The 15,879-nt window shown below is 66.6% G+C and carries 14 protein-coding genes; 10 read left to right on the forward strand and 4 right to left on the reverse strand.

From position 1 onward, the window contains the following. The first annotated feature begins 105 nt into the window (after window positions 1–105). Both H0264_RS06680 and H0264_RS06685 read left to right on the forward strand, forming a co-directional pair. Window positions 106–1,470: an FAD-binding oxidoreductase gene (locus tag H0264_RS06680; RefSeq protein WP_181583152.1), complete on the forward strand. Its 1,365-nt coding sequence runs from the start codon at window positions 106–108 to the stop codon at window positions 1,468–1,470. 133 nt (window positions 1,471–1,603) lie between these two features. Next, window positions 1,604–2,848 (forward strand): MFS transporter, encoded by a 1,245-nt coding sequence (locus H0264_RS06685; protein WP_420832041.1) that lies wholly within the window; start codon window positions 1,604–1,606, stop codon window positions 2,846–2,848. A gap of 19 nt (window positions 2,849–2,867) precedes the next feature. Here the strand turns inward: H0264_RS06685 and H0264_RS06690 are convergent, their stop codons facing one another. The 3 genes from H0264_RS06690 to H0264_RS06700 all read right to left on the reverse strand — a co-directional run bounded on the left by H0264_RS06690 (window position 2,868) and on the right by H0264_RS06700 (window position 5,686). Continuing rightward, on the reverse strand, window positions 2,868–4,055 hold the full coding sequence (locus H0264_RS06690) for a hypothetical protein (RefSeq protein ID WP_181583153.1): 1,188 nt from the start codon (window positions 4,053–4,055) through the stop codon (window positions 2,868–2,870). Between the two features lie 102 nt (window positions 4,056–4,157). Next, the gene (locus H0264_RS06695) at window positions 4,158–4,652 is read right to left on the reverse strand and encodes a hypothetical protein (protein WP_181583154.1); all 495 of its coding nucleotides are present in this window, start codon (window positions 4,650–4,652) and stop codon (window positions 4,158–4,160) included. Between the two features lie 110 nt (window positions 4,653–4,762). After that, window positions 4,763–5,686, reverse strand: a complete 924-nt coding sequence (locus tag H0264_RS06700; RefSeq protein ID WP_181583155.1) for an SDR family NAD(P)-dependent oxidoreductase — start codon at window positions 5,684–5,686, stop codon at window positions 4,763–4,765. A gap of 268 nt (window positions 5,687–5,954) precedes the next feature. Here H0264_RS06700 and H0264_RS06705 point away from each other — a divergent pair, with 268 nt between their 5' ends. Next, window positions 5,955–6,605, forward strand: a complete 651-nt coding sequence (locus H0264_RS06705) for a TetR/AcrR family transcriptional regulator (protein ID WP_181583156.1) — start codon at window positions 5,955–5,957, stop codon at window positions 6,603–6,605. 3 nt (window positions 6,606–6,608) lie between these two features. Here H0264_RS06705 and H0264_RS06710 read toward each other — a convergent pair whose 3' ends face one another. Then, window positions 6,609–8,261, reverse strand: coding sequence for a purine-cytosine permease family protein (locus H0264_RS06710; RefSeq protein WP_181583157.1), 1,653 nt, complete (start codon window positions 8,259–8,261; stop codon window positions 6,609–6,611). Window positions 8,262–8,581: 320 nt separating this feature from the next. Here H0264_RS06710 and H0264_RS06715 point away from each other — a divergent pair, with 320 nt between their 5' ends. The 7 genes from H0264_RS06715 (at window position 8,582) to H0264_RS06745 (ending at window position 15,837) form a co-directional block, all read left to right on the forward strand. Beyond that, the gene (locus H0264_RS06715) at window positions 8,582–9,787 is read left to right on the forward strand and encodes a lipid-transfer protein (protein WP_181583158.1); all 1,206 of its coding nucleotides are present in this window, start codon (window positions 8,582–8,584) and stop codon (window positions 9,785–9,787) included. A gap of 28 nt (window positions 9,788–9,815) precedes the next feature. After that, window positions 9,816–10,253: a type II toxin-antitoxin system Rv0910 family toxin gene (locus tag H0264_RS06720; RefSeq protein WP_181583159.1), complete on the forward strand. Its 438-nt coding sequence runs from the start codon at window positions 9,816–9,818 to the stop codon at window positions 10,251–10,253. Window positions 10,254–10,272: 19 nt separating this feature from the next. Continuing rightward, window positions 10,273–11,136, forward strand: a complete 864-nt coding sequence (locus H0264_RS06725; protein WP_181583160.1) for a MaoC/PaaZ C-terminal domain-containing protein — start codon at window positions 10,273–10,275, stop codon at window positions 11,134–11,136. Window positions 11,137–11,169: 33 nt separating this feature from the next. Then, a complete protein-coding gene (locus H0264_RS06730) occupies window positions 11,170–12,048 on the forward strand; it encodes an SDR family oxidoreductase (protein ID WP_181583161.1) in 879 nt (292 codons plus the stop codon). Window positions 12,049–12,109: 61 nt separating this feature from the next. Beyond that, a complete protein-coding gene (locus tag H0264_RS06735) occupies window positions 12,110–13,372 on the forward strand; it encodes an acyl-CoA dehydrogenase family protein (protein ID WP_181583162.1) in 1,263 nt (420 codons plus the stop codon). Between the two features lie 51 nt (window positions 13,373–13,423). Continuing rightward, window positions 13,424–14,293 carry a PTS sugar transporter subunit IIAB gene (locus H0264_RS06740; RefSeq protein ID WP_181583163.1) on the forward strand — a complete coding sequence of 290 codons (870 nt, stop codon included), beginning with the start codon at window positions 13,424–13,426 and terminating at the stop codon, window positions 14,291–14,293. Further along, window positions 14,290–15,837, forward strand: coding sequence for a PTS ascorbate transporter subunit IIC (locus H0264_RS06745; protein WP_181583164.1), 1,548 nt, complete (start codon window positions 14,290–14,292; stop codon window positions 15,835–15,837). The genes H0264_RS06740 and H0264_RS06745 overlap by 4 nt, the downstream gene beginning before the upstream one ends. Window positions 15,838–15,879 lie beyond the last annotated feature (42 nt).

Raw genomic sequence — 15,879 nt, forward strand, 5'->3', positions numbered from 1 at the left:
TGCTCTCATGGCTTGCCCGGCATGCCGCGTGTGTGCCGACCGTAATAGCGTTGCCGCAGAGTCCGCCGATGCGATCGGCGCGGGGGCGGTGCACGAGGAGATGAGATGGGTATCGGTAAGGACCTGCGGCGTGTGGTGCGCGGGCGGGCGGTCGGGCCGGGGGAGGAAGGCTTCGATCATCTGCGACTCGCCTGGAATCGCGCTGTGGATCAAAGAGTTTCGGCGGTGGTGGAGGTCGCCGACGCCGCCGATGTGGCGGCGGTCGTGCAGTATGCGGCGCAGGCGGGTCTGGCGGTGAGCACGCAGGCCACCGGGCACGGCGCATCGGCCGCGGCGAACGACACGATTCTGCTGAAAACCCGTGGGCTGGACGGAGTCCGGGTCGATGCGCAGGCCAAGCGCGCGGTCGTCGGCGCGGGTGCGCCGTGGGCGGTCGTGCTGGAAGCAGCCGCGAAGCACGGATTGGCCGGAGCCGTAGGCAGTTCCGATGTGGTCGGCGTGGCCGGGTACACCCTCGGCGGCGGCGTCGGCTGGTTCTCGCGCAGCCAGGGTCTCGCCGCGAATTCGGTGCGCGCACTGGAAGCCGTCACCGCGGACGGCCGGCAGGTGCGGGTCACCGCCGATGCCGAACCGGACCTGTTCTGGGCGCTGCGCGGCGGCGGCGGTGGCGATTTCGCCGTGGTCACCGCCTTGGAATTCGACCTGTTCGAAGCGAATCGGCTCTACGGCGGCCGCATGCTGTGGCCCGCCACGAAGGCCGAAGCGGTGGTCGCGGCCTTCCGCCGCGCCACGGTCGAAGCCCCGGAAAGCCTGAGTCTGTGGCTGGCGGTCGTGCAGTTCCCGCCGTTCCCGCAGCTGCCGGAATTCCTGCGCGGACAGTCCATGGTGGTCGTCGACTGTGTCTCGGCCGACGGCGTCACCTCCCCGCTGCGCTGGTTCGACGAAATCCCGGGCCGTCTCCTGGACACCCGCCGCGAACTGGACGCCGCGCAACTGGGTGGCATCTGTATGGAACCCACCACCCCGACCCCCTCCCGTGCCCGCGGCGAACTCCTCACCGAGTTCTCCCCGGCGGTCAGCGAAGCCCTGCTGGCGGCGGCCATCCCCGGCGGCACCCCCGCACCGCTGGCCATGATGCAGGTCCGCCACCTGGGCGGGGCGCTCACCCGTCCCGCTGCCGATGCGGGCAGTGCGGGCGCCATCACCGAGCCGTACCTGCTGTCCCTGCTCGGCCCGGTGCTCACGCGTGAGATGGGTGCGGTGGTCGAGGCCCGTCAGCAGGCCGTGCTCGCGGCGGTGCGCCCGTACCTGTCCGGCCGCAAGCCGTACACGTATCTGGATGTGGGTGAATCCGCTTCTGCGGCTTTCGAACCCGCCGTTCTGGAGCGGCTGCGCGCGATCAAGAAGTCGTACGATCCGGCCGGTACATTGCGCGGCAGTTTCCCGATCGGGGGGGTGAACATCACGTAGGCCCCGAGTACCCGCCCCCTGCGCTCCAAGCGAATGCCGTGTCATCTGTCACGACCACCGCGCCGTGAGCGGCCGATCCGACCAGTCGTGAGCGAATTCACCCTGCTCAGGGGTGTACTGACAGTTGGCTGACATGTTGCGCTGGTTTGTGGCCGATTCCCTTTCCAGTTCTGCGCTCTCCACGACACCCTCCGACGCACCCGTCGAAGAGCGCCGGGACTGGCACGTGCCCGCGATGCTCGCGCTCGCGCTGGGCGGCTTCGGGATCGGGACCACAGAGTTCGTCACCATGGGTTTGCTGCCGGAGATTTCCCGCAGTCTCGGCATTTCGGAACCCACTGCCGGGCACGCTGTTTCGGCCTACGCGCTCGGCGTGGTCGTGGGCGCGCCGGTGATTGCCGCACTGTGCGCCCGGGTCCCGCGCAAGCGCCTGCTGATCGCTCTGATGGTGGCGTTCACCGTGGGTAACGCCGCCACGGTGTTCGCGCCCTCGTACGCCACCCTGGTGGCCGCCCGGTTCCTCGCCGGCCTCCCGCACGGCGCGTACTTCGGTGTCGCGTCCCTGGCGGCGGCAACGCTCGCGCCGGTAGGGCAACGAGCCAAGGCGGTAGCTGCGGTTATGCTGGGCTTGAGCGCCGCCAACGTTGTCGGCGTTCCCGCCGCCACCTGGCTGGGCCAGCACCTCGGCTGGCGGGACGCGTACGTGGTGGTCGCCGTCATCGGATTGGCCACGGTCGCCGCCATCGCCCGATTCGTCCCGGAGCTCACCGGGATTCGCCTCACCGACCCCCGCACCGAACTGGGTGCGCTGCGCCGTTCACAGGTCCTGCTGACCCTGCTGGTCGGCGCGATCGGCTTCGGCGGCATGTTCGCCGTCTACACCTACATCACCACCACCCTCACCGACGTGGCCGGCATGCGCTTGTGCCTGGTCCCGATCGTGTTGTCCCTCTTCGGACTCGGCATGGTCGCGGGCAACATCATCGGCGGCATCCTCGCCGACCGCGGCGTCGACCGCGCCATCTTCGCCGCCATGCTGGCCATGGTCGTCATCCTGGCCGCCTTCATCGCCATGGCCCACAACCCCTTCACCGCCGCCCTCGGCGCGTTCCTCGTGGGTGCGTCCGGTGCGGCCCTGGCCCCCGCGCTCCAGACCCGCCTCATGGATGTCGCCCACGACGCCCAAACCCTCGCCGCCGCTCTCAATCACGCCGCGCTGAACATGGCGAACGCGGCAGGCGCCTGGCTCGGCGGCCTCGTCATCGCCGCGGGCCTGGGCTACACCGCACCCGCCGCTGTCGGCACCGGCCTCGCCGTCCTCGGCGTCCTGTTGTTCACGGTGACCGTGGGCCTGGCCCGGCGCTCCGAATCCCATTGAGCGGGTGCGTCCCCGGGCGTCAGCAGCTTGATTTGCTTCTGGTCACCTTGTACTCGACGAGGATGATCGGGCAGCCGGATTTGTTCCGGCTCTTCGTGGCGTTGTCGTCGAGGGTCTGCAGCAGAATGTCCGCTCGGGTTCTGCCGATCACCGCTTCGGTGCTGAGGGTCGCGCTGAATTCGGAGCCCGCGCTTCTGAGGAAGGTGCAGGACAAGGTGGTGGTCCCGATGCGGGGCATTTCCGTGACTCCGGAGCAGTCCGGTGGAGTCGTGACGACTCCGTCGATCGTGAGGACTGTCCGATAGGACAGCGCGATGGTGTCGGCAGGGGACGGGGCTCCCGGAACGGTCTCCGCGAAGGGATTCGCCGTGCTGGTCACCGTGGAGGTGAGCGTGCAGGTCGGTGCGCAGGGGTTGCTCCAGGTGCCGTCGGAGCTCACCCAGCTTCCGCTGTCCCGGGCGACATCGAGTGCGGTGACCGTCGGCCGGAGATCGCGATAGAACTGCGTCACCTCCTCCGAACTCATTTGCCAGACCTGTACATCCAGGTACGGGTGGACAATTCGGTCGACGCGTCCCGCATTCACGTAGGTCGTCATCTCGCCGCTGACGAGTGGGATGGACCTGTGGCCGTCGACAGTGATCGGTGCGCCGGTTTCGACTGGTGTGTTGTCTTTCGCGTTGGGGTCCAGGAGGGAACCGAGTTTCGCGGGCGTCAGGGAAGCTGCGAAATCGATGCCCCTGAGTTTCGACGACTGGAGTAGCTGCTTTCCCTCGGCGTTGGCCGCATCGGTTTCGTTGAGTCCACCGGCGATCCAGGCGTCCGCACTGCCCTGAAGAAAGGCCATGTCGCCAATTCGCAGATATGACAGGGGTTTACCCGGCTCGAATTCGATCGTCCCCGACATGTCGCCGACATTCGTCACCCGCAGGTCGAAGGAGAGGTTCTCGTCGTTGGCCGCCGGGAATCGCCCGATGTAGTGCACTCCGGTCGCATTGATCAGAGCCAGTTGCGCTGCCTGGAGTTTCGTGCGTCCGGTCGCTTCAGGAGAACTGTGGACCGCCATCCAGACCGCGACCGACGCCACACCTGTCAGGGCCGCCGTCGACAGCACGGCCCATGGCCACCACCGCTTGCGTCGAATCGGCGCCGGCTCGTCGGTCACCGTTTCGTCGCTCGGCTCCGCCGCCGTTGCTTCGGTTGTCATTCCCCACCCTGTCGAGCACCAGATAACCCATATTCGAGCTCGTACTCTATGTTGTCTGCTTCGCAGCCGACGCGGAAGGTGGTGGGGGCGAGGGGAGTCCGGCTACCGCATGGTGGTTTCACCGGCGGGGGAGTAGAGGTATTTGCCGCGGTCGAGTTTGTGGATGTTGCTGTCGTTGCGCTGGGCCATGCGGCCGAGGGCCACCTTGACGTGGTGGCGGTAACCGGCGCCGACGGCGAGGCCGCGTTCCTGGAGGGCGGCGGCCACGCCGGAGGGGGTCCAGGTTTGGCCGGGGTTTTCGGCCAGGAGGTCGGCGACGGCCTGTGGCAGTGAGGCGGGCTGGCGAGGGGTGGAGTCCGGCGGGGGCGCGGCCTGTTCCTGGAGCTGCTCGTCGCGGGCGGTGTCGAGCCAGTCTGCGACGGTCAGCAGTTTGGCGCAGGCCGCGCGTAGCTCGGGGCCGGGTGAGCGGATGTCGCCGAGGTTGTACATGGCCTGGTAGTAGCGGCCGATTTTGGTGAGGAGTTCGGCCGCGTCCTGTTCGGTGTCGGCGACTATGGCTTCGCTGCTGCGATCGGAGTTCGACGTTCCCGCACCCACGCTGAATGTTCCCTCTCTTGTCACGGATCGGCACATTTGCGGCACATGGGAACACATGGCGGCACTCGAGAACTAGGCGGCACGCCGAGGGTTTGTGGGGAACACGCTGTTCAGTCTGGTAGGCCGACCAGTTTGGCGCTGTCGGTCCAGAGGGCTTGGGCGAGTTCCTCTTTCTGTGCCATCTCGGCCAGATCCGGCCAGGAGAGTTTCCCGCGCCGCAGCGTCGCGTAGAGGTGCCGGTCGGGCGGCGAGATGCGGCCGAGGGCCAAGTCGGCCAGGGTGTTTCCGGCTTCGGCGCGAGTGTTGAAGTTGCGGTTCACCGCGCGCACCGGGCGGCCGAGTGGGGTGCCGAGCAGTGACCAGACGGTGCGCAGCGGGCGGGAGAGGTTGCGCGCCAGGCCCGTACCGAACACCTGCCCCGGGCAGAAGGCGATGGCGGTGAGCAGCCGCGGATGCGTGTTGTACGGCTCGGACAGCGACCGCGCGGTGAGCACGGCACACAGTTTCGAGGCCGTGTAGGCGTGTTCACCCGCCTTGCGCGCTCGCGAGTCGACCTCCGGATCCTGGTCCGGGTACGCCAGCAACTGCGCGTCCGCGTGCCGGGGCGTGGCCAGGCTCGAACCGGTGGCGGGGTCGTGGGTGCCGCTGGTGGTGAGCACGACGATCGCCTGATCGGCCAGGCTCGGCAACAGCAGGCGGGCCAGCAGGTAATGCGCGAGATGGTTGACGGCGAAGGTGGTTTCGAAACCGTCGACCGTGCGGTCGGTGGCGGTGGGCCGGATGAGGCCGGCGTTGAGGACCAGGGCGTCGATCGGGGTCTCGCCGAGCAGGGTCGTGACCGTCGCCGCGAACCCGCGCACCGAGTCCAGACTGGCCAGATCCAGCGGAACCGATTCGCCGTCGGGTGTGTCCTGCGGGCCGGAGGCCGCGCCGCGGGCTCCCAGCATGAGCCGCACCCCGTCCGAGCTCCGCATGCGTTCCGCCGCTGTCGCGCCGAATCCTGAAGTGCCGCCGGTCATCACGATCACCGACATGATTGCCGCCTCGGGCCGTGGAATCGTCCTCCTTCGAATGTAGTCTCTCGACGGAGTTTCCGGCAGATCGGAGGCGGAGCCCCTGCAAAAACCCCCGCCCCGTAACGGGGGCCGGGGGCAGCGCCCCCGATACCGGGGGTCCGGGGGCGGAGCCCCTGGGAAAAGCAGAGCCCGGGGGCAGCGCCCCCGATACCGGGGGTCCGGGGGCGGAGCCCCTGGGGGGATACTGCTTACATGCAGATCTGCATGTAAGTGTAGAATCCGCGGCATGACCAGGTCCGAAGTCTCCAAGCCGCAGCGCCGCACCCAGGAGCAGCGCAGCAGCGAAATGCGGGTTCGGCTGCTCGACGCGACCATCGACTGCCTGGTCGAATACGGCTACACCGGCACCACCACGCCGCGGGTGGCCGAGCGTGCGGGCGTCACCCGGGGCGCGCAGGTGCATCATTTCGGATCCAAGACCGATCTGGTGGTGGCGGCCATCAACCATCTGGCGCAGCGCCGCACCGAGGCGGCCATCGCGGAGATGGGCAAGGTCAAGGTGAAGGCCGAGGACGATCCGGTCGGCGTGGTGCTCGACTACCTCTGGGAGCTGCACCAGGGCCCGCTGTTCATCGCGGTGGCGGAGCTGTGGATCGCCGGGCGCACCGATCCGGTGCTGGCCGCCGAGATGCAGAAGGTCGAGCCGTTCGTGAACAACGCCCTGCTGATGGCGCTGGTGCGTTTCGTTCCGGATGAGGTGCACCGCAAGGACGCTCGCGATTTCCTGTACACCGCCATGGACGTGCTGCGCGGAATCCTGGTGTCCAACTTCATCTATCCGGATCCCGAACGCGCCCACCGGCGCTGGTCGCGGGCCTCGGCACAATTGCGTGAGGTCGCCCAGGCCAAGCTGGGCGACCTCCGCATCTCCGATTGACCGCTACTTCTGTTGCGGCAGTAGGTGAATGCCCGCCTTGTCGGTGGACAGCGCCAGTGAGCTGATGTACTGGATCTCACCCTCCGGTCCCGGCACCGCGGAGGCGATCATGTCGGGCCGCTCGAACTCCATCCCGGTGACCACGCAGGGCAGCGTCTCGCCGGAGGGATTGCCGTGCTCGTCGAACAGCGGCAGTTCGATGCCGTCGTCGGTCCGCCGCAGGTAGTACTTGCCCTTGGTGAGTACGGCGGTCAGCGGCGTGGCGACGAACGAAACCACCACGGCCACAATGGGTGAGTACGGTTTCAGCAGTTCACCGAACAGCCCGAAGAAGGTCATGATCGACAGCACCGCCGACAGCCCGAAGCCGACCAGGCCGACCGGGTTGAAGTCGTAGAGCATGCCGCGCCGGAATTCGGGCACCTTGGGCGAGATCTTCAGCAGGTACTTGTTGACCGCGATATCCGTTGCGACGGTGACGATCCAGGCGATGCCGCAGTTGGCGTAGAAGCCGAGGATATTGTTCAGGAAGTCGAACATATTGGCTTCCATGAGAACCAGGGCGATCACCAGGTTCACGGCCAGGAAGATCAGCCGTCCCGGGTAGGTCTTGGTGACCCGGGTGTAGGAGTTGGTCCACGCCAGCGAGCCCGAGTAGGCATTGGTGACGTTGATCTTGATCTGCGAGATGACCACCAGCACGACCGCCAGTGTCATGGCCAGCCAGCCCGGCACCATGTCCTTGTAGATCTCCAGGAACTGGTGCACCGGCTGGTTCGCGATGCCCTGCGCCGCAGGCAGATTCGCGATCAGGTACACCGCCAGGAACAGGCCCACGACCTGCTTGGCCGCGCCGAACAGCACCCAGCCCGGTCCGGCCATGAGCATCCAGCCCCACCAGCGGCGCTTGTTCTCCGGCGTCTTGGGCGGCATGAAGCGCAGGTAGTCGATCTGCTCGGCGATCTGCGCGATGAGCGACAGGCACACGCCGGCGGCCAGCAGTGTGCCCGAAAGGCTCACGCCCGCACCGTTTTCCCCGCCGTAGGCGAAGAACGCGTCCACCGAGTCCGGGTGGCGCACCACCAGGAATCCGAACGGCAGCACCATCAGCAGCAACCACAGCGGCGTCGTCCACACCTGCAACTTGGCGAGGGTGTTCATGCCGTAGATGACCAGCGGGAAGATGATGAGCGTGGAGGCGAGATAGCCCAGCCACAGCGGGATTCCGAGGCCCAGTTCCAGGCCCTGCGCCATGATGGAACCCTCGAGCGCGAAGAAGATGAACGTGAACGATGCGAATACCACATTCGTCACGATGGACCCGTAATAACCGAATCCGCTGCCGCGCGTGATCAGGTCGAGATCGATGTTGTAGCGCGCCGCGTAGTAGGCCAGCGGGAAGCCCGTCAGCATGACCACGATCGCGAAAATACCAATCCCCAGCAGGGCGTTTCCGGTTCCGTGCGCAATGCCGATATTCGCGCCGATGGCGAAGTCGGCCAGGTACGCGATACCTCCCAGTGCGGAGACGCCGACCACGGCCGGACTCCACTTCCGGTAACTACGCGGGGCGAATCGGAGGGTGTAGTCCTCCAAAGTCTCTTTGGCGGCGGCTATTCCGTCCGAATCAGTCGAGCGGGTATCGACTTCGACCACGTGTAACTCCCGTCAAACCTCACAGCGTTCACAGCAACCGTTTGAACTTCGTATACGGATGTGCCCGTGCAATTGCCGATCGATTACGTGGCAGTTACGGCCTGCTCACCGGTGACGCAGCTCACACTGTCCAGCTATCGGCGAGCATGCTGCCCCGTTCGGCGGGTGCATGTGCGTACATGCACGCCTGGCTGTATGTAGCAAGGCAGCGGCGTCGGCCTGGTGATTTGACCAAATTCCGCCGGAATCAAGGAGACTCTCTTGCCGGGTTACATACAGCGCTGTATGTTTGTGCGCATTCGATCGATGTAAGGAGTTCGATGGCGAACAAGGTCTACGTCGTCGGTGTCGGCATGACGAAGTTCGAGAAGCCGGGCCGCCGCAAGAACGAGGACGGCAGCGACTGGGACTACCCCGACATGGCGCGGGAGTCCGGGACCAAGGCGCTCGCCGATGCCGGAATCGACTACCGCGCAGTGCAACAGGCGTACGTCGGCTATGTGTACGGCGAATCCACCTCCGGCCAGCGCGCCGTCTACGAGCTGGGCATGACCGGCATCCCGGTGGTGAACGTCAACAACAACTGCTCCACCGGATCCACTGCGCTCTACCTTGCGGCACAGGCGATTCGGGGCGGGCTCGCGGACTGCACCCTGGCGCTGGGCTTCGAGAAGATGAAGCCCGGCTCGCTGGAGGCCACCTGGGACGATCGCGAACAGCCCATGGGCAAGCACATTCTCGCGCTCGCCGAGATCTCCGAGGTGCTGTTCCCGGTGGCGCCGTGGATGTTCGGCGCGGCCGGCCGCGAGCACATGAAGCTCTACGGCACCACCGCCGAGCATTTCGCCAAGATCGGGTACAAGAACCACAAGCACTCGGTCAACAACCCGTATTCGCAGTTCCAGGACGCGTACACGCTCGACGACATCCTGGGCTCGCGCATGATCTACGACCCGCTGACCAAGCTGCAGTGCTCGCCGACCTCCGACGGTTCCGGCGCGGTCATTCTGGCCAGCGAGGCATTCGTCGACAAGCACAACCTGGCCGGGCAGGCCGTGGAGATCGTCGGTCAGGCCATGACCACCGACTTCGCCTCCACCTTCGACGGCACCGCCAAGAACCTCATCGGCTACGACATGAATGTCAAAGCCGCGCAGAGTGTTTACGAGCAGGCGGGGCTGGGCCCGGAGGACTTCCAGGTCATCGAGCTGCACGACTGCTTCTCGGCCAACGAGCTGCTCACCTACGAGGCGCTGGGCCTCTGCGGTGAGGGCGAGGCCGCCAAGCTCATCGACGAGAACCAGACCACCTACGGCGGCAAGTGGGTCGTGAACCCCTCCGGCGGCCTGATCTCCAAGGGGCATCCGCTGGGCGCAACGGGCTTGGCGCAGTGCAGTGAGCTCACCTGGCAGCTGCGCGGTACGGCCGACAAGCGTCAGGTCGACAACGTCACCGCCGCCCTCCAGCACAACATCGGCCTCGGCGGGGCCGCCGTCGTCACCGCCTACCAGCGCGCTGAGCGCTGAGATCCACCGGAACCAAAGGAGTTTCACCATGGGACACATCGAAGCCAGCAAGAACCTCGCCGCCACCCCCGACGCCCTGTGGGCGGTCGTCTCCGACCCGCAGACCTGGGACAAGTGGTTCACCATCCACGAGCGCTGGATGGAAGAGCCCCCGGCCACCCTCGCGCAGGGCTCCAAGCTGGTTGCCAAGATCGTCATGCTCGGTATGGCCAACAAGATGGAGTGGGTCGTCGAGAGCGTCGAAGCCCCCAGCCGCATGGTGCTCAGCGGCACCGGCATGGCGGGTGTGAAGGTGCAGTTCACCTTCGACATCACCCCCGAGGGCGACGGCAGCAAGTTCTCCGTATCCGGTGATTTCGAGGGCGCGCTGATCAAGGGCGCGCTCGGCAAGGCGGTGGAGAAGGATGGCCTCACTCAGCTGGACAAGACTCTCGCCGCGCTCGACACCCTCGCCACGGCCGCCTGACGGCGAAGGGACACCCGACATGTCCGGCAGCGCGGTCGAATTCGACCGGAACGGCCTCGGCGTCTGGAGCGACGAGGAGCGATTCGAAGTCACCCGGGAGCGGCTCGCCGAATACGCCGCCGCCACCAACGATCCCATCGAGGCGCACCTGAAAGGTGAAGTGGCGCCGCCGGTGTTCGCCATCGTGCCGGTGTTCGACGCCATGATGGTGCCCGTGCTCGACGTGGTGCCGATGGATATCTTCGGCCGAGTCGTGCACGGGGAGCAGGACTTCCACTTCCATCGCCCCATCCGGCCCGGCGACAGGCTGGTGTCGCGCGCCAAGGCCATCGGCTACGAGGGGAAGGACAATGGTTCGACCATCACCATTCTCATCGAATGCCGGGCCGAGGACGGAGAACTGGTCAACGAGCAGTACCTGACCGCGTTCTTCCGCAATGTGAACGCCGGTCCGCAGGTCGGCGAGGGCGCGCCCGCGCACCGCTTCGACCGGGCGCTGGCCGGAAACCCGCCGCTGGCAAAGGCTTCCGCGCATGTGGACGCCGACCAGACCTTCCGCTACGCCCCGGCTTCGGGTGACCCGGTGCCCTTGCACCTGGACGAGCAGGTCGCCAAGGATGCCGGCCTGCCCGGCATCATCGCGCACGGCCTGTGCACCATGGCGATGTCCTCGTGGGGTGTCCTCGCCGAAGTGGGCGGCTCGGATGTGCACCGGCTGAAGCGGTTCGCGGTGCGCTTCTCCAAGATGGTCTTCCCGAATGACGATCTGGAAACCCGCATCTGGAAGCAGGGCAGCGAGAACGGCTGCACCACCTACATGTTCGAGACCGCCCGCGGCGACGATCTCGTCCTCACCGACGGCCTCGCCGTGATCGCGGACTGACGCAATACTTTTCGACCTGTAAAGGAGCAAACCATGGGTGCACTGGCGGGACGGGTAGCCGTCATCACCGGCGCGGGCCGCGGAATCGGCCGGGAGCACGCGCTGCTGTTCGCGAGGGAGGGCGCGGCCGTCGTCGTGAACGATCTGGGCGGCAGCAACTCCGGTGAGGGCGCCGATGTCGGGCCCGCGCAGGAGGTCGTGGACGAGATCGTCGCCGCAGGGGGGCGCGCGGTCGCGAACACCGACAATGTCGCGGACTGGCAGGGTGCGAAGAACCTTGTCGATCAGGCGATCTCGGAGTTCGGGCGGCTCGATATCGTGGTCAACAATGCGGGCATCCTGCGCGACGCCTTCATTGCCGGCATGGACGAGGCGCAGTGGGACGCGGTGGTGGCCGTGCACCTCAAGGGGCACGCTGCCGTGCTGCGGCATGCCGCCGCCTATTGGAAGGACCAGTCCAAGGCGGGCAATCAGCCCAATGCGGCGGTCATCAATACGGCGTCGGCCTCGGGCACCACGGTCCCGAATGCCGGGCAGGCCAATTACGGTGCGGCCAAGGCCGGTATCGCCGCCCTCACCCTGGTGGCGGCCGACGAGCTGGCCCGCTACGGCGTGCGCGTGAACGCCATCGCGCCCATCGCCCGCACCCGGCTCACCCTGGCCACGCCGGGTATGGGCGCCATGATGGCGGCCGAGGCGGACGCGGTCGAAGAGGGCGGGTTCGACGCCTTCAGCCCGGCCAACATCTCCCCGCTGGTGGCCTATCTGGCCACCGAGAAGTGCCCGATCACCGGCAAGGTGTTCGCGGTGCAGGGCGGGGCCATCTCCGAGCTGGCGGGCTGGCACGACGTGAAGACCATCGAGACCGATGCCGCCTGGGACGTCGACGACATCGCCGCCCGACTGCCCTGACGATCGCATCGTCCGATCGACACCGAAAATCGCACAGCCAGAACGAGACTGGAGAACGACGATGTTCGAATGGTCCGAGACCGATGAGATGATCCGCGACGCGCTGCGCGGTTTTATCGAGAAGGAAGTCCGCCCGCACCTGGATGCGCTGGAGAGCGGCGAGATGACGCCGTACCCCATCATCCGGGAGATGTTCAGCCAGTTCGGCATCGACGCGCTCGGGGCGGACGCGGTCGGCAAGCTGCTGGCCAAGGAACGCCAGAAGGCGGAGGCGCTGGCGGCGGGGGAGCCGCTGCCGGAGAAGTCCGGAAAGCCCTCCGGCGGAAGCCCGTTCAGCGGTCAGGAATCGATGATGGCGGTGCTCATCAGCGAACTGTCCGGCGTCTGCATGGGTTTGGTCACCGCCATGGGCGTCTCCATCGGTCTCGGCGCCACCACCATCCTCTCGCGCGGCACGCTCGCGCAGAAGGAGCGGTGGATCCCCGGCATCGTGACCATGAAAAAGGTTGCGGCGTGGGCGATCACGGAACCGGACTCGGGTTCCGACGCCTTCGGCGGCATGAAGACCTACGTCAAACGCGACGGTGAGGACTACATCCTCAACGGGCAGAAGACCTTCATCACCAACGGCCCCTACGCCGATGTGATGGTGGTCTACGCCAAACTCGACGAGGGTGACGCGAGCATCGACAAGCGCGACCGCAAGGTGCTCACCTTCGTGCTCGACAAGGGCATGGAGGGCCTCACGCAGGGCAAACCCTTCAAGAAGATGGGCCTGCACGCCTCGCCCACCGGCGAGCTGTTCTTCGACAATGTGCGCGTGTCCAAGGACCGCCTGCTCGGCGAGACCGAGGAGCACCAGGGCGGCGACGGACGCGAAAGCGCCCGTTCGAGTTTCACCGCCGAACGCCTCGGGGTGGCCTTCATGGCGCTCGGCATCATCAACGAATGCCACCGGCTCTGTGTGGATTACGCCAAGAACCGCAAGCTGTGGGGTCAGGAGATCGGCCGCTTCCAGCTGGTGCAGCTCAAGCTCGCCAAGATGGAGATCGCCCGAATCAACGTGCAGAACATGGTCTTCAGCACCCTGGAACGCGGTCGCGTGGGCAAGCAGCCCAGCTTGGCCGAAGCCTCGGCCATGAAGCTGTACTGCTCGGAGGCCGCCACCGATGTGGCCATGGAGGCCGTGCAGCTGTTCGGCGGCAATGGCTACATGTCCGAGTACCGCGTCGAGCAACTGGCTCGCGACGCCAAATCCCTGATGATCTACGCGGGCTCCAACGAGATCCAGGTGACCCACGTGGCCAAGGGCTTGCTCGCCTGACGGGCGGTGTGTCACAAGTTTGCTACCCGGTGATTCTGCGATGATCCGGGCATGACATCCCTGGCCGATCTACTCCCTGAGGATGCGATCGACCTGGATGGCAGTGCGTCGGACTGGCGCGCTGCCATTCGGGTCGCGGGCGATTTGCTGGTTGCCACCGGAGTGACGACCAGCGAGTACACCGACGAGATGATCCGCAATGTCGAGGACAACGGGCCGTACATCGTCATCGCACCCGGATTCGCCTTCGCCCATGCCAGGCCGTCGCCCGCGGTGCGGCGCACCGGCATGTCATGGGTGCGTCTGCGGGAGCCGGTGACCTTCGGCAGCCCGAACGATCCGGTGGATCTGGTGGTGGCGCTGGCCGCGAAGGACTCCGGCGTGCACACCGACGCCATGGCCGAACTCGCCAAGGTGCTGCTGGAACCCGGTGCGGATCGGGTGCTGCGCGCGGTGGGGACGCCCCGGCAACTGCGCGCCCTGCTCAGCGACCCGGACGCCCCTGCCGACCGGGCCGAGCCCGCTGCGCGCACGCCCGCCGTCGCCGTGCCGGAAGCAGCGCCCGATGTGTGCGAAACAGCCACCACCGCAGTGGAATCCGGCTCCGGTCGGCGCTCAGGACCGGTCAAGATCCTCACCGTATGCGGCAACGGTGTCGGCACGAGTCTGTTTCTCAAGAGCACCCTCGAGAAGGTGCTGGCCCGCTGGCACTGGTCGCCGTACGTGAATGTGGAGGCCACCGACACCATTTCGGCCAGGGGCAAGGCCGGTGAGGCGGTCGCGGTGCTCACTTCGGGAGCCATCGCGAATGCCCTGGGCGAACTCGGGATTCCGGTGCATGTGATCGAGAACTTCACCAGCACAGCCGAAGTCGATCACGCCATGCGCGAGATCTTCGACGTTCAGGAGGGTGCGCGATGAATGTCGTCCTGAGCATCGCCAAGTTCATCGTCAATGAAATCCTCAGCCAGCCCGCGTATCTGATCGGCATCATCACCGCCGTCGGACTGATCGCGCTGCGCAAATCCACCGGGCAGGTGATCGGCGGCGCGATCAAGGCCACGCTGGGCTTCCTGCTCATCGGGGCAGGTGCGGGCCTGGTGGTGGCGTCACTGGATCCGCTCGGCGTGATGATTCAGGGCGCACTGGGTGCGCACGGCGTCATCCCCACCAATGAGGCCATTGTCGCCATCGCCCAGAAGCAGTACGGCGCGCAGGTCACCTGGCTGATGATCCTCGGGTTCGCGATCAGCCTGGCGCTGGCCCGGTTCACGCCGCTGCGGTACGTGTTCCTCACCGGTCACCACATGCTGTTCATGGCCACCCTGCTGACCATGGTGCTGGCGGTGGCGGGCATGTCCACACCGGTCGTGGTGACGCTCGGCGGCGTGCTGCTCGGCATCGTCATGGTGTCGCTGCCCGCGCTGTCGCAGGCGTGGACGCGGCGCGTCACCGGCGGAAACGATATCGCCATAGGGCATTTCGGCACCGCCGGGTACATCGCGGCCGGAGCCACCGGGCAGCTCGTCGGCAAGAAGAGCCGCAGCACCGAGGACATGGATCTACCGGAAGGTCTTCGCTTCCTGCGGGATTCGATGGTGGCGACCGCACTGTCGATGGTGCTGCTGTACCTGGTGCTGGCCGTCGTGTATCTGATCCGCGCAGGGCAGGACGTGGCATTCAAGGCTTTCGAGATTCCGGCCACCGATGTGGGGAACTACCTCATGAAGGCGGTCTCGCAGGGTCTGCAGTTCGGAATCGCCGTCGCGGTCATCCTTTTCGGTGTGCGCACCATCCTGGGCGAGCTGGTTCCGGCGTTCCAGGGCATCGGCGAACGTGTTGTGCCGGGAGCGATTCCGGCCCTCGACGCGCCGATCGTGTTCCCGTACGCGCAGAACGCCGTGCTCATCGGCTTCATCAGCAGTTTCACCGGCGGCCTGATCTCCCTCGGCCTGCTGGCCTGGATCTTCAACCCCGCCTTCGGGCTGGCGCTGGTGCTGCCCGGTCTGGTGCCGCACTTCTTCACCGGCGGTGCGGCCGGGGTCTACGGCAATGCCACCGGCGGCCGGCGCGGCGCTGTCGCGGGCGGATTCGTGAACGGTGTGCTCATCACCTTCCTGCCCGCCGTACTGCTGAAGGTGCTCGGCGCGTTCGGGGACGAGAACACCACCTTCGGTGACGCGGATTTCGGCTGGTTCGGCACCTCGATCGGCCTGGCCGCCGAGATCGGCGGGGCGGGCGCGATCCTGGTCTGCCTCGCGGTGGGCCTGGTGATCCTCGGCGCGGCGATCATCGTCCAGACCCGCGTGGTCTCGGCCGGTTGGGACCCGGGCGCCGCTCGCGACGCCGCACTCGGAATCGCCACGGAGCCGACGGGCTACCCGACCGAGCCCGCACCGGTCGTGCAGAGTTACCCGAAGATCCCACCGCCACACGGTGCGCCGCCGCCACCACCGCCGGAGTAAGAACCACGCCCGTGACGCTTTCCGCGTCGCGGGCGTATTATT

This window comes from Nocardia huaxiensis (genome assembly GCF_013744875.1).
Lineage (GTDB): Bacteria > Actinomycetota > Actinomycetes > Mycobacteriales > Mycobacteriaceae > Nocardia > Nocardia huaxiensis.

Coding starts and splice junctions, on each gene's coding strand:
- H0264_RS06690 (WP_181583153.1), bottom strand. CDS start 4,055: ATGACAACCGAAGCAACGGCGGCGGAGCCGAGCGACGAAACGGTGACC.
- H0264_RS06725 (WP_181583160.1), top strand. CDS start 10,273: ATGTCCGGCAGCGCGGTCGAATTCGACCGGAACGGCCTCGGCGTCTGG.
- H0264_RS06715 (WP_181583158.1), top strand. CDS start 8,582: ATGGCGAACAAGGTCTACGTCGTCGGTGTCGGCATGACGAAGTTCGAG.
- H0264_RS06705 (WP_181583156.1), top strand. CDS start 5,955: ATGACCAGGTCCGAAGTCTCCAAGCCGCAGCGCCGCACCCAGGAGCAG.
- H0264_RS06720 (WP_181583159.1), top strand. CDS start 9,816: ATGGGACACATCGAAGCCAGCAAGAACCTCGCCGCCACCCCCGACGCC.
- H0264_RS06700 (WP_181583155.1), bottom strand. CDS start 5,686: ATGTCGGTGATCGTGATGACCGGCGGCACTTCAGGATTCGGCGCGACA.
- H0264_RS06680 (WP_181583152.1), top strand. CDS start 106: ATGGGTATCGGTAAGGACCTGCGGCGTGTGGTGCGCGGGCGGGCGGTC.
- H0264_RS06685 (WP_420832041.1), top strand. CDS start 1,604: ATGTTGCGCTGGTTTGTGGCCGATTCCCTTTCCAGTTCTGCGCTCTCC.
- H0264_RS06735 (WP_181583162.1), top strand. CDS start 12,110: ATGTTCGAATGGTCCGAGACCGATGAGATGATCCGCGACGCGCTGCGC.
- H0264_RS06730 (WP_181583161.1), top strand. CDS start 11,170: ATGGGTGCACTGGCGGGACGGGTAGCCGTCATCACCGGCGCGGGCCGC.
- H0264_RS06745 (WP_181583164.1), top strand. CDS start 14,290: ATGAATGTCGTCCTGAGCATCGCCAAGTTCATCGTCAATGAAATCCTC.
- H0264_RS06740 (WP_181583163.1), top strand. CDS start 13,424: ATGACATCCCTGGCCGATCTACTCCCTGAGGATGCGATCGACCTGGAT.